We start from the raw sequence: 13,511 nt of genomic DNA on the forward strand, positions 1-13,511 counted from the left end.
CAGCGCGATGACGGCGCTCGCCTGCGTCGCCACCTTGGCGTGCGGACCGTCGCGCGACACATCCTTCGTCCGCGCCCTGGCGGCGGGCGATCGCGCGAAAACGTCGGGTCGCCACGGCGAAGCCGCAACCCTCTACGAGCAGGCGGCGACGGTGCCCAAGGAGCCGCGGGAGCGCGACTACGCGACGTTCCTCGCCGCGTCGAGCTACGCGCAAAGCGGAAACCGGCAGGACGCCGCCCGCCTCTACGACGCGCTTCAGGCGGGGCGCGGCGAATACGCCACGCGCGCACGCTTCGAACGCGCCCTCCTTGACCTTGCCGTCGACGAAGAACAAGGCCTCGCGGCGCTCCTCGCTTTCGCCATCGCGCACCCGGAGAGCGCCCTCGCGCGGCGCGCCCTCCTTCTCGTCGCGGAGCGCCGAGCTGGAAGCGAGGGCCCACAGCGCCTCGCGTTCTTCGAGGCCCACCTAAAGCACTTCGTGAAGACCGACATGGAGGAGCGCGTGCGTTACGAAATGGCCAACGCCCGCGAGCTCGCCGACGATCTCCGCGGCGCAAAAGCGGCGTTCATCGCCCTCGCGCACGACTTTCCCTATCCGCAGGGAGCGCTTCGCGACGACGCGCTCTTTCGCGCCGCCGAACTTGAGCTGCGCGAGGGAAATGCGAGGGCCGCCATCGGCCTCTTGGAAGAACTGCTGGCGGACCGCGAGACCACGAGCCTCGTCGGCTCCTACGAGCGTCGGCGATACGTCCCGGCGGCGCTCCGGGTCGCGGAAATCTATCGCGATCGCCTGAAGGACGTGCCCCGCACGCGCCGCCTACCTTCGGGTGGTCGACGACTTTCACCATACGACGTCGCGCGACGACGCCCTCTTCGAGGTGGCTCTGCTCGACCTCAGCGCGCGCGGCGCCGAGGCCGCGTGCGAGACGATGCGCAAGCTGGCGAAGACGATGCCCACGTCGCGCTACGCGAGGTGCAGCGCCGTGATTTGCAACGAAGCGGCCAAGGCCCCTGGGGCTTGTCCGGACTACATCGAGAGAAGGATCAGAACGGCATCGGCGGCGGCATCGGCGCGGTAGGCGCCGATGGCGAGCGTCACGGCTCCTCTTCCTTCTCTTCCTCTTCTTCGTCGAGGTCGTCGTACTCCTCGTCGTCGTCCTCTTCGTCTTCGTCTTCCTCGAAGTCCTTGTCTTCGTCTTCTTCCTCGGCGTCGCCGGCGGGCGCCTTCTTTTCGAACTTGATGTCGACACCGAGATCGCCGAGCTGGGTGTCGAGCAGCTCGAACAACTCGTCGGCGTCGTCGCCGGACCACTCATCGAGGAGGTCGGTGAGAAATTCGAAGAAGTCGCCGCTGTCGAGGCGGCGTTCGATCTCCTCGACCTGCTCCTCCGTAAACGACTCCATGATGTCCTCACGGAGCGTTTCGGTGTCGCCCTCTTCGATCGCATCCTGCGCCGAGAGTCGAATCTGCTTCACGGCACGCTTGTCGAGATGAATCTCCATCAGAGTGACTCCGAATCTCCACGCCGAATACGTGATCGCGGAGCGCGCTGTCAATACGGTGAGTCTCCTTTGCGAAGGAAAGACTCTCGCCGCGTACGCGCTGCTCCTTTTGGGCGTCGGTCGAGAACGCCATCGACCTGTGCTGACCGGCATGGCGTATCCTCCCGCCAGCATGTTCGCCGTGGGCGAGATACTTGCGGCCCTCTCGGCGGCGGCGGCGTCAGCGGTGGCCGCGAGCCCGGCGACCGATGCGACGGCCGGTGCCAGCGCGCCCCAGCCGCCGCAGATTCAGTACGGCGTGGCACTGACCATCGAGCAGGTCGTGGGGGCGGGACCGCTCTGCGTGGCGCCGTGCATTCTGACCTCTGGCGGGGGCATTTCGATGCGGGCGGGGCAGCGCTCGCGCGGGCCGCTCTATTGGGGCCTTGCCTACGAGCTCTCGAAGCAGGGCTCGAACAACATCTATCGGCTTGGCATCCTCCAACAGGTGCGCGCCGAGGGGCGCTACTACGTCGAGACGGGCCGGGTGACGGTCCCCTTCGTGCAATTCGCCGCCGGTGCAGCCGGCTACGGCAACGAGTGGGGGGTGGAGACGCTGGGGCCGCTCGTGTCGACGGGCGTGGGAGCACAATTTCAGATCGCCCGCGACACGGTGGTCGGGCTCGGCATCGCGTACCGGGCGCTTTGGCTTAGCTCGTTCACCGACTCGGCAGGGCTCGTCCGAGGCGGCGGCATTGCGTCGCTCGTTGGCTTTGATCTCCAGCTCGAGGGGCTCGACGTCTGGCCGTTCTCAACGCCGAGCAACTCAACGGCCTGGGCTCGTTGAAGCAAGATGTTCCCCAACGCCCCGCACGGCGTCCTTGACGTGGCCGAAGGTTTGTCCGATCACCGAACCGTGGTTTGCGCGACCTGCGGCCGGGACAATCCCGCGCGCCTCACCTTCTGCGAGGACTGCGGAGCGCGCCTTGCGGCGCGGGTCTCCGCTCCGACGCCGCCCGTGGGCGTTCGCGTCGACACCAACGGTGCTTTCCGGCCTCCCGCTCCCGACTTGAGCTTCAACAAGAGCGAGCCGCCGAAGGAGGGAGCCGGCTCGTCACGCCCATCGGCGCCACGACCGTCGGCGCCAGACTTGTTGGCCCAAGCCGAGATTGCGCCGATGGCCATCCAAATCGCGGCGCCGCCGGAATTGCCTCTCGTGGCCGAACGGGGGCGTGCTTGCCCCCGCTGCCGTGGCCTCTGCGACACGGCGGCGGCCTTCTGTAGGTTCTGCGGGGCTACGCTGGCTGAACCCGACCGCACGGCACGCGCCGAGACAAACCTTGTCCCCGCGCTCGTCCGAGCGCGCGTCGTGAGCATTGGTCCCGACGGCGCCGCGAACGCGACCTTCGAGCTGACGGAGCGCCTCGACATCGGCCGCTCCGAGGGCGACGTCATCATCACCTGGGACCCGTACTTGTCACCGCGGCACCTCCGCCTCGAAGCAGGGCCCGGCGTCCTCGTCGCGCGCGACCTTGGTTCCGTCAATGGTACGTTCGTCCGCGTGAGAGGGCCGGCGCCGGAAAACGGCGCGGTTGCGACGGGCATCGAGGCGCATGACGCGGCCAGCGCTTTGAACAAGGGAGTGCCGCTCGAGGACCAAGATTTGATACTCCTCGGGCAACAGGTGATAAGGTTTGAGGTTGTGAAGGACGCGGAGGCGGGTTTTGGCCCGGCGACTCAGCACGGCACTGCCCTCTTCGGTACGCCCGCTGGTCCGGTTTACGCTCGTCTCTGTCAACGTACGGTCGAAGGGGTCACACGAGACGTGTTCCACGTGAGGAAAGACGAAGTCGCACTCGGGCGCGAGCTCGGCGATTTCGTGTTCACCGACGACGCCTTCCTCTCGCGGCGGCACGCCCTCGTGCGTCGCGACGCGAAGACCGGTACGTTCTCTCTGCACGATGCCGGTTCGTCGAACGGAACGTTCTTGCGTGCCCGGGGCGAGATGCCCATCGCGCCGGGCGACGAGATCCGCATCGGTCAGCAGCTGTTTCGCATTGAACCGGGTCCCGCGCAGGGCGAGCCCGTGGCCGCCACCGGGCCGGCGGCCACACGCAGGGTTTCGTGAGGAGCACACGTGAGCCAACCTGACGCGCCGGTGTCGACGGATGCAGTGGCGGAGCCCGCCGCAGCGCAGGCTGCGGGAACGCCGCCGGCGGGAGCCTCGCCGACGCCGCCGCCTGTCGGTCTGCACGTTTTCGCCCGCACTGACGTCGGGCAAGTGCGCGAGCACAACGAAGACAACTTCATCGTCGCCGACCTTACCCGACGCGCGCGTGGCCTCCAGGAAGGCAGCCGCGTCACAACGGTGGGCAAGCAGGGCCACCTCTTTGCGGTCTGCGACGGTATGGGTGGCGCCGCCGCCGGCGAAATCGCGAGCCAGATGGCCATCGACATCATCTACGAACGGATGATCGACGGCCTCTCGCCCGATGCGCCCCTCGAGCGCGACGAGCTCGCGCGTCGCCTCGTTCGCGCCGTCGAGACGGCCGGCCTCCGCATCTTCCAAGAGGCCAAGGCCGATCGCACGCGACGCGGAATGGGCACGACGGTCACCGCCGCCGCGTTGCTCGACGGGACCTTGTTCCTCGCGCAGGTCGGCGACTCACGTGGCTACATCTTGCGGGGCGAGACCCTCGTGCAAGTGACGCGCGACCAGTCGCTCGTGAATCAGCTCATCGAAGCGGGGCAGCTCACCGAAGAAGAGGCCGAGACCTTCGAGCACAACAACATCATCCTCCAGGCGCTCGGGACCGCGGACACGGTGCAGGTCGACCTCACCTTCGCGTCGCTCGTCAAAGGCGACGTGCTGATGCTCTGCTCCGACGGCCTCTCGGGCATGGTGCGCTTCGACGAGATCCGCGAGGTCTTGCGCACCTGCACCGAACCGCTCGACGCCTGCAAGGCGCTCACCGACAAGGCAAATCAGGCCGGAGGCCACGACAACATCACGGTCATCGTGGTGCGCTTCGACGGTGAGACGCTCTTGGCGGAGGCACCGGAGCCGCTCAAGTACCGCAAGTACTCGCTGCCAGAAGAGCACGGCGAGGTGACGCGGCCGCAAACGAGTCCCGATGCGAGCGCTGAGGTCCTCGCGCGGCGAGGCGACCCCGACGGCCCCGCTCAAGCGCCTCGCCCCGCGAGCGTCGCGCCGCCAGCGTTCGCAGACGACGAGCCCATCGACATCCCCGGAACGCACGTCCCGGTGCCGGTCGTAATCATGCTCGTGGTGGGTGTGCTCGCGCTGGTGGGCGCGACGGCCATGTTGTTCCTGCGATAGCGAACGCGTCGGGAGCCTCGCCCGCAGGCTCCGTCAACGCGCCAACGGTGGGCTTGCGCCGGTCTGAGCCAGGACGTAGCGCGCCACGTCCTGGTTCGGGTCGATGATGAGCGCGGCGCGTGCCGTTGACGTCGACGTAGCGGCGTCGCCACGAGCCCATTGCGCGACCGCGAGGAAGGAGAGCGCCACCGCGCGGTGCGCGTCGGTACTTGCTTCGCCGGCGATGCGCGCAAGCTCACGCTCCGCTTCAGCGTAGCGGCCTTGCCGAATCTGCCGACGTGCTGCCAAGAGCAGGACCTCCGGCGCTTCGGGAAAATGCCGGAGCGCGGTGTCGAGCGCGGCGTCCCCATCGCCAACGCGCCCCTGCCTGAGGTAGCTCTCGACGAGGCCCACGAAGCCGACGCTCTCGCCGGGCGCGACCTCGGTGAGCCGCAAGAACTGTTCGCGCGCCTCATCCCAAGCGGCGCGCTTGAAGAGCAAGCGACCTAGGTTCGCCCGCGACGGCGGAAAGCCAGGGTCGACCTTCAGCGCCGCGCGGTAGTGCGCCTCCGCTTCGGAGAGCTTGTCGTGCGCCTCGGCCCACAATCCCAGCGCGTGGTGGGGCGCGGGCAGGTTTGGATTGAGCACGCGTGCATGGCGCAAGGTGCGGCGCGCAGCCTCGCGTTCGCCGCGTTCAAGTTGGAGTAGGCCGAGGTTCACCCACGCCTCGGTGAAGCGCGGGCTGTACTCGATGGCCAGGGCCAGACGGGCCGCCGCGACCTCGAACTCACCGCCCGCGAGCGCGCGGGCGCCCGCCTCGTTCAGCTGAATCGCAGCGGGCGGCACCGGAGGATGCGACGCACACCCCGGAAGGCCGGCGGCGAGAACGACGACGCCGACCAGCCACCGCAACGTTTCGGCGAGAAGAGAGCGCATGCCTCTCCATCGGCGGCGGCCCGAGGGAAGTTGCGGCGGGCCGGCAACATTCCGCACGGGCGCTCCGTGGATCGTTGCGCTATGGTCTGGCCCCGATGCCAAAACCGACCGAGAAGCCGATCGAGACGGCGAGCGAGAAGACCTACGTGGTCGCGAGCCATGCGGCGCTTTTCGAGCTCACCGGCGGGCCAAAGAGCACCGACGAGGAGCGCTGCGACGTCTGTGGCGAGGCCGTGGCGGTGACCGCCGACGACACCTTTTCCGTTTCGGGCCGCGGCCGGTACCTCTGGACGCGCGGCGACGAGAGGCGCGCCGAGGAGCCACCGCTCTGCCCCGGCTGCGCTGCGGCCATCGGCATGACCGCGCTTCGCCTCTGGACTGCGCCCGACGACGAGGGCTGACAGACGACTGGTCCCGTGGGGTGTGCGGCGCCTGCGAGGTCTACTGAATGGGGCTCTTCGACGGCGGCGGCGGCATGGGCGGTCGCATCCGAAGTCGCTCCAGACACAGGGCCCGAATGGACCGCGGGACCCGCGGCGAACGGACGACGAACGTCAGCTCCTGGCGCAAGAGCACGCTCGAGAGGGCGGCCGCCACGGCCGGCGGCGTGTCGGGATTGAGGAGCACGGCCATGCGCACGCGACTGCGATGGATCCACTTCGGCGAACGCGAGATCTCAGCCAAGACATCGGGCCTGCCGGGCCGCTTGGCCGCGAGGCGAAGCACGTCTTCCTCGACGAGCCTCGGACTTCCGAGGAGGCGACGAATCACATCGGGGTGCGGGTCGTTGAGGAGCCGTTCGATCATCTCGCGGGTCGGGCGACGGGCGAGGGACTTTCGCTCACCCAAGGTCACCGGGCGACCAAAGCCGTAGTCCGGCGGCCGCGTCGTGCGCGGCGGAAGCGAGCGCCCCACCGGCGACGGCGGAGGCAACCTCAGCGCGCGCTCCAGTGACAGAAGGGCCCCGCCGGCCGCCTCTTCTCGCAGTCGCTGGACCTCCTCGGTCGTATCGGAACGGCTCGCAACGTCGCTCAGCGTGAGTACGAACTCGCGCGCTGCATCGTCCATGCTCTCGGCTCGGCGACACAGCTCGTCGAGCATCTCGGCGAAGGCCGGGCGGTGGCTCGCGGAAACGGTGCGCACCACATGAGCGACGTACGACGATCGGAGGTCCGCCTCTTGAATCCCGAGCGTCGCGCGAAGCAACGCCTCGGCATCACGCGGCCCCGCCACGTCAGAACCCCATTTTTTCGACGTCGCTCTGCGGCTTCGCGGGCTTCGCCGGTGCCGGAGCCACCGGCGCGGGCGCGGCGCCAACAACGGCGGGCTTGTTGCGGCGCCCCTTGCCTTCGGCACGCGCATCGAGCTTCTCGTCCTTCTTGGGATCGGCCGGGGTCTTCGATTCAACTGACCCGACGGGCGACGCTGGAGGAAGCGACTCCACCTTGGCCTCCACCTTCGCCTCGACCTTGGCGGCCTCGGGCGCTTTGACCTCGACGGGCGGCTTCGGCGTCTCCGGTGTGGAGGCGACGGCCGCCGCCTTGTTGGTGCTTCGGCCCACGACGACGAAGGCACCGCCGCCGATGACCAAGAGCCCCATCAGCGCGGCGCCAACGACCAAGCCTGCGCTCGTCTTCGGCTTGGAGCCTTGAGCGCCGTCGACCATGCCGCTGTAGGTGCGTGCGATGGGGGCGCCCGTCGTGGCGTTGGCGTTGAGCGCCGGAGCAGCGCCTTGGCCGGCGACCACCGACTGCGCCATCGCGGAAGGTGGCGTCATGCCGAAGGGGCGGCTCGGCTCTGGCTGCCGCGGCGTCGCAGCGAGGAGGTTGGGCGTGCTCACCGATACGCCGGCGTTCTGGAACACCGCGTGGAGACTCTCGCCGAACTCCTTGGCGCTCTGAAAGCGATGGTCGGGCTGGCGCGCGGCAGCTTTCGCCCACCACTCGTCGAAGCCCTGAGGAACGGAGGCCGCGCGAGACGGGATCGGCAACTCCGACACGATGATCTTCACCAGGAGGTCACCGAGCGCCTCGCTCTCGAACGGCAATCGGCCGGTGACACACTGGAACGCGATGACCGCGAGGGACCAGAGATCGCTTCGGTAGTCGACGGCCTTGATGCCCTGAGCCTGCTCCGGGCTCATGTAATAGGGCGTTCCGAGCATGGCGCCGGTCTTCGTGTTGCTGCTGCCATCGAGCCCCGTCGAATTGCTCTTCGCGATGCCGAAATCGAGCACCTTGGCGATCTCTCGATCGTCGTCTCTCACGAGGAAGATGTTGTCGGGCTTGAGGTCGCGATGAACGATGCCCAGCGAGTGCGCCTTGGTGAGGGCGCGACAAACCTGCATGATCACCGTCGCCGTCTCAGTCGGCGCGAGCCGGCCGACACGCGTCAGGCGCTTGCCCAAGTCTTCCCCGTCGAGGAGCTCCATGGCGATGTAGGGGCGCCCCTCGGAGATCCCATGGTCGAGGATCTGCACGACGTGGGGGCTCCGAAGCTGGGCCGCCGCCTTGGCTTCGCGTTCGAAGCGCTGCTGCGCCTCAGGGAGGGCGGCGAACTCGCCCTCGATGAACTTCACGGCGCAAGGGATGTCGAGGCCAAGGTGGGTCGCGTGCCACACGGATCCCATGCCGCCCCTGCCGAGCATGCGATTCAACCGGAATCGCTCTGCGACCACCGCCCCTTCGACGAGCTCCACTGCTGACTCCTTCGATGCCGCTCGCGCGACAAAGTTACGCGCCCCCGGATCTTCTCCCTTTTGTACGGCCAGGGGCAAGGATCGCTTTGAACTTTGGCGGCGAAGTGGCGCGGATGGGCCTACATTGGAAGCCTCCCAGGGCGCGTGACTCCCGGTTTTGTCAGGGTTCCCCTTGCGAATGTCGTCCGGCGGATCGATGTTCGGAGTCCATCCCACGACGTGGGGAAACGAGACGCGGGGGGCCCTCCCCTCCCCAACCGTGAGAGCGCATGGCCGGCCCCGACCGAAAACCTAACGAGCAAGACGACACGGAAGTCGTCGACCGGGTCAAACCGGTCGTTCCGCGCCGCTACAAGGTGCTGTTTCACAACGACGACTACACGACGATGGAATTCGTCGTGGAAACGCTCATGAGCTTCTTTCACAAGTCGCAGGCCGAGGCGACGCACGTCATGCTCACGGTCCACAAGACCGGAAAAGGTGTGGCGGGGGTCTACACAAGGGAGATCGCCGAGACCAAGGTCTCTCAGGTGATGGATCACGCGAAACAATGCGGCATGCCGCTTATGCTGACGGCGGAGCCCGAGTGATGCGCATCAGCCCCGAAGTCGACATCGCCCTCTCGCTCGCCACCAGCGAGGCCTCACGGCGTCACCACGAGTTCGTCACGCTCGAGCACGTGCTCTATGCCTTGCTGTTCGACAACGGGACCGCCGACGTGGTTCGCCACGCCGGGGGCAACGTGCCGGAGCTGAAGAAGCAGCTCGAGACCTTCATCGACCAACACGTCGAAGCGCTGCCCGACGACACCTACGGCGCGCCGAGCCTCTCGGTGGCGGCCCTTCGTGTGATCCGGCGCGCCGCGGCGCACGTGCAGTCCTCCGGCAAGGAAGAGGTGAAGGGCGCGAACATCGTCGTGGCGATGTATTCGGAGGCCGAGTCTTTCGCGGTCTCAGCGCTCGAGGCTGACGGCGTAACGCGCCTCGACGTGGTGGCTTACTTGTCCCACGGCGTCTCGAAGATCGACGAAGACGACGAGACCCGCGCGCCCGGCGGCGCCGGCGCCGGCGGAGAGGACGCCCCGAAAGACGGCAAGGGCAAAGACCCGCTCGCCGCCTATTGCGTGAACCTCAACGTCCAGGCGGAAGAAAAGAAGATCGACCCACTCATCGGACGCGAGAAAGAGGTCACGCGGGTCATTCAGATCCTCGCGCGCCGCAAGAAGAACAACCCCATCCTCGTCGGTGACGCGGGCGTGGGCAAGACGGCCATCGCCGAAGGGCTCGCCCTCAAGATCGTCGGCGGTGAAGTGCCGACAGCTCTGCGCCAATCCACGGTCTACGCCCTCGATATGGGCGCTTTGGTCGCGGGCACGCGGTATCGCGGCGACTTCGAAGAGCGCCTCAAGGCCGTGATCAAGGCCCTCGAGAAGCTCGACGGCGCCATCCTCTTCATCGACGAGATCCACACCATCGTCGGCGCTGGCGCCACGAGCGGTGGCTCGATGGACGCGTCGAACCTCCTCAAGCCCGCGCTCGGCGGCGGGCGACTCAAGTGCATCGGCTCGACGACCTTCGACGAGTACCGCCAGCATTTCGAGAAAGATCGCGCCCTCAGCCGTCGCTTTCAGCGCGTCGAGGTGCTCGAGCCGTCGCTCGAGGACACGGTGCTCATCCTGAAAGGGTTGCAGGCGAAGTACGAGGACTACCACGGGGTGACCTACGAGCCCGACGCGGTCCTCGCGGCGGCAAACCTCGCGTCAAAGTACCTCCACGACAAGAAGCTCCCCGACAAGGCCATTGACCTCTTGGACGAAGCGGGTGCCGCGGTGAAGCTTCGCGATGGCGCACCGACGCTCGCGGCGAGCGATGCCGCACCTGCCAACGAGAAAGACGCGGAGAAGGACGCGAACGAGGGGGAGGCGCCCGCTCGGTCAGCGGTGACCGTGTCAGACGTCGAGACGGTCCTCGCTCGCATGGCTCAGATTCCGCCCCGTGAGGTCTCGAGCAACGACAAGGGACGCCTGCGCGATCTCGAGACCGAGCTGGGCAGCGTCGTCTTTGGTCAGGCGGCCGCCGTGGCTGAGCTCGCGAGCGCCATCAAGCTGGCGCGCGCCGGCCTCCGCAATCCCGAGAAGCCCATCGGCTCGTTTCTGCTGACGGGCCCGACCGGCGTCGGCAAGACCGAAGTCGCGAAGCAGCTCGCGAAGATCATGGGCATCTCGTTCATTCGGTTCGACATGAGCGAGTACATGGAGCGGCACACGGTCTCGCGCCTCATCGGCGCACCGCCGGGCTACGTCGGCTTCGATCAAGGCGGCCTCTTGACCGACGCCGTCGCAAAGACGCCGCACGCGCTGCTCTTGCTCGACGAAATCGAGAAGGCTCACCCGGACGTGTTCAACATCCTGCTCCAGGTCATGGACCACGGCCGCCTGACCGACAACAACGGCAAGACGACAGACTTTCGTCACGTCATCCTCGCCATGACCAGCAACGTGGGCGCGCGCGACCTCGCGCGCCGCGCCGTGGGCTTCGGCGCCGGCCAGGCCCTTGGCGACGCCGAGCGCGAGTACAAGCGCATGTTCGCGCCGGAGTTCAGGAACCGGCTCGACGCGCGCATCGAGTTTGCGCCGCTGTCGATGGAGACGATGCGTCGCGTCGTCGGCAAGTTCATTCGCGAGCTCGAAGCGCAGCTCGCCGACAAGAACGTCACCCTAAGCGTCAACGAGGGCGCTCGCGACTACCTGGCGGAGAAGGGTTACGACCCCGACTACGGCGCGCGCCCCTTGGCGCGGCTCATCCAGGACGAGGTCAAGAAGCCGCTCGGCGAGGAGCTCCTGTTCGGCAAGCTCGAACACGGTGGTCACGTCGCGCTGGGTCGCCACGAGACCGACGCGAAGCTCACCTTCGAGATCACCGCGCGCGACGCGCTCTCGAAGGACGAAGTCCTTCACTGACGGGCGAACCCACGCACCGGGTGCACGTTTGGCGCGCAAAAAGCGCGTGACATTCTAGGCGGGCGTCGCTTCCGCCGGCCGATCCTGCGACCGCGGCGTGGCGCGACGTTTGCTTGAGGGCCCGCATGTTCCGCGCAAAAACTGTTCTGGTTGCTGTCGACTTCAGCGAGACCAGCGAGAAGGCCATCGAGACCGCCATCGAGGTCGCTGCAAAGTTCGACGGTCGTGTCGTCTTGTTGCACGCCTACGAGATCCCGGCGCTCGGGTTCCCCGACGGCGTCCTCGTAGCCAGTAGCGACGTCGTCAGCCGCATCGGCACCGCGGCCCAGACCGCCCTCGCCGACCTGACCGACAAGTACCGCGGCCGCGTACCGCTCGAAACGCTCCTTCGTATGGGTCCTGCCTACGAGACGGTCAACGCCGTGGCCGAGGAGCTCGGCGCGGACCTCATCGTCATCGGCACGCACGGTCGGAAGGGCCTCGCACGCGCCCTCCTCGGCTCCGTCGCCGAGAACATCATCCGCACGGCCACGCGACCGGTCATCGTCCTTCACGGCCCGCGCGACTAACGCTCCGCAAGACCGCCTCCCCAATCCACAAAGAACTTCGACCCCAGAGGGTGAACGCCATGACCGCCACGGACACGCCCTTCGTCATTCTCGTCGCCCACGACTTTTCGGAGCATTCGCGGCGGGCCTTGTCTGCCGCGAAGGGGCTCGCCCTGCGCTCCGGGAACGCTGAGCTGCACGTCGTTCACGTGGTGCCGCCGCCGGTGGGCAACGCGGCCGTGGTCGGCTCCGCAGACATGGCGGCGACCTTCACCGACACGCTCAACCGAACTCGCAAGGAGGTAGAGGAAGCGTGCACCGACGTCTCCAAGGGCCTCGCGGACCGCGTCTACGGGCACGTGCGCACCGGCAAGGCGTCCCGTGAGATCACGGAGGTCGGCAAGCAGATCGCCGCCGACCTCATCGTCGTGGGCACCCACGGGCGAACGGGGTTGGCGCGCGCGCTCCTCGGCTCGGTCGCGGAGGAGGTCGTACGGCACTCGCCGTGCAACGTCCTTACGGTGCGCCTGACGCCGGAAGTTCCGGCCATCGAGCCCGCTTGCGAGGGCTGCGTCGCAGCGCAGGCGAAGGCCGGTGATCCGAAGGCGCGCTGCGACACGCACTTGCGGCGGCATCCGCGACCTCACACGTACACCGACGGCCAAGAGGGACTCTTCCACCAGAGCTTCCGCTTCGAGTAGCCCTGCGCTTCAGCTCTTCTCGAGTTCGCGCGGCCCGTCGGCCCGTCAGTTCACGAAGCCGCCGAGCGCCGTCTTGCTGAACGTGGCCGCTTGGCTCGCGCGAATGGCCGACTGCGAGAAGACTTGAAAGGCTTTGCGAATCTCCGTGGGATTGTCGCCCGGCGTGAGGATCCAGCGGTCATCGATGCCCATCTCGCGGAAGACTTTCCGAAAGTCTGTGGAGCCGTCGTTGATGCCCATGGCCGCCACAATGTGGTTCTCGGCGCGCAAGAGATCGCGCACCAGCGACGCGACGTCCTTGGCCTTCGCGCGCGTCGAGTGCTGATCGGCGCCGTCGGTGATGAGGAGCGTCACGGTCCGCGCCACAACGCCGTTGTCTTCAAACTCGCGTGCCTTGGCGAGCACCGAGCCTAGGAGCACGACGGCCTGATCGTAGAGCGGCGTGCCCTGGTTCGGATCGTAGTTGGCGCTCGTCATAGGCACGGCTTGGTCGATGGGCCGGTACGGATAGAGGACACTCCCGTTGAGGTAGCGCGTGTGCGCGAGGATGCCGTCCTTCTGCTTGCACGCCCGGAGCGCCTCGAGCACCAGGTTGTGACCCTCGCGCACCGCCTGGGCGTTGCCTCCGAAGCGAATGGAGCCCGAGTCGTCGGGCATGATCGTCAAGAGAACGACCTCGCTCGCTTGCACGTCATCGACGGAGACGCCGAGCCCCGCCTGGATTTGGGCGCCCAGGTCGACGCCTGTGAGAGCCTGAAGCGACGTTGGCGAGAGAACCCCTTCCGCGTGGGCCGCCTGAAAGAGCCCGTTCACATTTGGCGCGTTCACGCCGTTCGAGTTGTTGCCGTTGCCGTTCTGGTTGCTCATA

General features: G+C 67.4%; 13 protein-coding genes. 8 read left to right on the plus strand and 5 right to left on the minus strand.

The annotated features are described in order from the left end of the window. Positions 1–1,095 precede the first annotated feature (1,095 nt). A complete protein-coding gene (locus tag IPG50_05990; GenBank protein ID MBK6691743.1) occupies positions 1,096–1,503 on the minus strand; it encodes a hypothetical protein in 408 nt (135 codons plus the stop codon). A gap of 4 nt (positions 1,504–1,507) precedes the next feature. Here IPG50_05990 and IPG50_05995 point away from each other — a divergent pair, with 4 nt between their 5' ends. Genes IPG50_05995 through IPG50_06005 form a run of 3 tightly spaced genes read left to right on the plus strand, consistent with a single transcriptional unit; the run spans position 1,508 to position 4,822 of the window. Next, positions 1,508–2,329 (plus strand): hypothetical protein, encoded by an 822-nt coding sequence (locus tag IPG50_05995; GenBank protein ID MBK6691744.1) that lies wholly within the window; start codon positions 1,508–1,510, stop codon positions 2,327–2,329. Positions 2,330–2,335: 6 nt separating this feature from the next. Continuing rightward, positions 2,336–3,610 carry an FHA domain-containing protein gene (locus IPG50_06000; protein MBK6691745.1) on the plus strand — a complete coding sequence of 425 codons (1,275 nt, stop codon included), beginning with the start codon at positions 2,336–2,338 and terminating at the stop codon, positions 3,608–3,610. A 9-nt stretch (positions 3,611–3,619) separates the two neighbouring features. Further along, a complete protein-coding gene (locus IPG50_06005; GenBank protein ID MBK6691746.1) occupies positions 3,620–4,822 on the plus strand; it encodes a Stp1/IreP family PP2C-type Ser/Thr phosphatase in 1,203 nt (400 codons plus the stop codon). A 33-nt stretch (positions 4,823–4,855) separates the two neighbouring features. Here IPG50_06005 and IPG50_06010 read toward each other — a convergent pair whose 3' ends face one another. After that, positions 4,856–5,737 (minus strand): tetratricopeptide repeat protein, encoded by an 882-nt coding sequence (locus IPG50_06010; GenBank protein MBK6691747.1) that lies wholly within the window; start codon positions 5,735–5,737, stop codon positions 4,856–4,858. A gap of 95 nt (positions 5,738–5,832) precedes the next feature. Here IPG50_06010 and IPG50_06015 point away from each other — a divergent pair, with 95 nt between their 5' ends. Continuing rightward, positions 5,833–6,138 (plus strand): hypothetical protein, encoded by a 306-nt coding sequence (locus tag IPG50_06015; protein MBK6691748.1) that lies wholly within the window; start codon positions 5,833–5,835, stop codon positions 6,136–6,138. Between the two features lie 40 nt (positions 6,139–6,178). Here IPG50_06015 and IPG50_06020 read toward each other — a convergent pair whose 3' ends face one another. Next, positions 6,179–6,970 carry a hypothetical protein gene (locus IPG50_06020; GenBank protein MBK6691749.1) on the minus strand — a complete coding sequence of 264 codons (792 nt, stop codon included), beginning with the start codon at positions 6,968–6,970 and terminating at the stop codon, positions 6,179–6,181. A 1-nt stretch (position 6,971) separates the two neighbouring features. Next, complete coding sequence (locus IPG50_06025; GenBank protein ID MBK6691750.1) at positions 6,972–8,384, minus strand: protein kinase; 1,413 nt, start codon at positions 8,382–8,384, stop codon at positions 6,972–6,974. A gap of 320 nt (positions 8,385–8,704) precedes the next feature. On the opposite strand from IPG50_06025, the gene IPG50_06030 reads away from it, so the two are divergent. The 4 genes from IPG50_06030 to IPG50_06045 all read left to right on the plus strand — a co-directional run bounded on the left by IPG50_06030 (position 8,705) and on the right by IPG50_06045 (position 12,643). Then, positions 8,705–9,025, plus strand: a complete 321-nt coding sequence (locus IPG50_06030; GenBank protein ID MBK6691751.1) for an ATP-dependent Clp protease adaptor ClpS — start codon at positions 8,705–8,707, stop codon at positions 9,023–9,025. Beyond that, on the plus strand, positions 9,025–11,394 hold the full coding sequence (gene clpA / locus IPG50_06035; GenBank protein MBK6691752.1) for an ATP-dependent Clp protease ATP-binding subunit ClpA: 2,370 nt from the start codon (positions 9,025–9,027) through the stop codon (positions 11,392–11,394). Before IPG50_06030 ends, clpA begins: the two co-directional genes overlap by 1 nt. Positions 11,395–11,519: 125 nt before the next feature. Further along, entirely contained in the window at positions 11,520–11,963 is a 444-nt protein-coding gene (locus tag IPG50_06040) for a universal stress protein (protein ID MBK6691753.1), read from the plus strand. A 59-nt stretch (positions 11,964–12,022) separates the two neighbouring features. Next, positions 12,023–12,643 carry a universal stress protein gene (locus IPG50_06045; GenBank protein ID MBK6691754.1) on the plus strand — a complete coding sequence of 207 codons (621 nt, stop codon included), beginning with the start codon at positions 12,023–12,025 and terminating at the stop codon, positions 12,641–12,643. Between the two features lie 45 nt (positions 12,644–12,688). Here the strand turns inward: IPG50_06045 and IPG50_06050 are convergent, their stop codons facing one another. Beyond that, the gene (locus IPG50_06050; protein ID MBK6691755.1) at positions 12,689–13,471 is read right to left on the minus strand and encodes a hypothetical protein; all 783 of its coding nucleotides are present in this window, start codon (positions 13,469–13,471) and stop codon (positions 12,689–12,691) included. Positions 13,472–13,511: the final 40 nt, after the last annotated feature.

Source organism: Myxococcales bacterium (genome assembly GCA_016703425.1).
Classification (GTDB): domain Bacteria; phylum Myxococcota_A; class Polyangia; order Polyangiales; family Polyangiaceae; genus JADJCA01.

What these genes read in the sequence shown, in the direction of transcription:
- IPG50_06045 (MBK6691754.1), top strand. Translation starts at nt 12,023, where the DNA reads ATGACCGCCACGGACACGCCCTTCGTCATTCTCGTCGCCCACGACTTT.
- IPG50_05990 (MBK6691743.1), bottom strand. Translation starts at nt 1,503, where the DNA reads ATGGAGATTCATCTCGACAAGCGTGCCGTGAAGCAGATTCGACTCTCG.
- IPG50_06015 (MBK6691748.1), top strand. Translation starts at nt 5,833, where the DNA reads ATGCCAAAACCGACCGAGAAGCCGATCGAGACGGCGAGCGAGAAGACC.
- IPG50_06000 (MBK6691745.1), top strand. Translation starts at nt 2,336, where the DNA reads ATGTTCCCCAACGCCCCGCACGGCGTCCTTGACGTGGCCGAAGGTTTG.
- IPG50_06025 (MBK6691750.1), bottom strand. Translation starts at nt 8,384, where the DNA reads ATGCTCGGCAGGGGCGGCATGGGATCCGTGTGGCACGCGACCCACCTT.
- IPG50_06030 (MBK6691751.1), top strand. Translation starts at nt 8,705, where the DNA reads ATGGCCGGCCCCGACCGAAAACCTAACGAGCAAGACGACACGGAAGTC.
- IPG50_06040 (MBK6691753.1), top strand. Translation starts at nt 11,520, where the DNA reads ATGTTCCGCGCAAAAACTGTTCTGGTTGCTGTCGACTTCAGCGAGACC.
- IPG50_06010 (MBK6691747.1), bottom strand. Translation starts at nt 5,737, where the DNA reads ATGCGCTCTCTTCTCGCCGAAACGTTGCGGTGGCTGGTCGGCGTCGTC.
- clpA (MBK6691752.1), top strand. Translation starts at nt 9,025, where the DNA reads ATGCGCATCAGCCCCGAAGTCGACATCGCCCTCTCGCTCGCCACCAGC.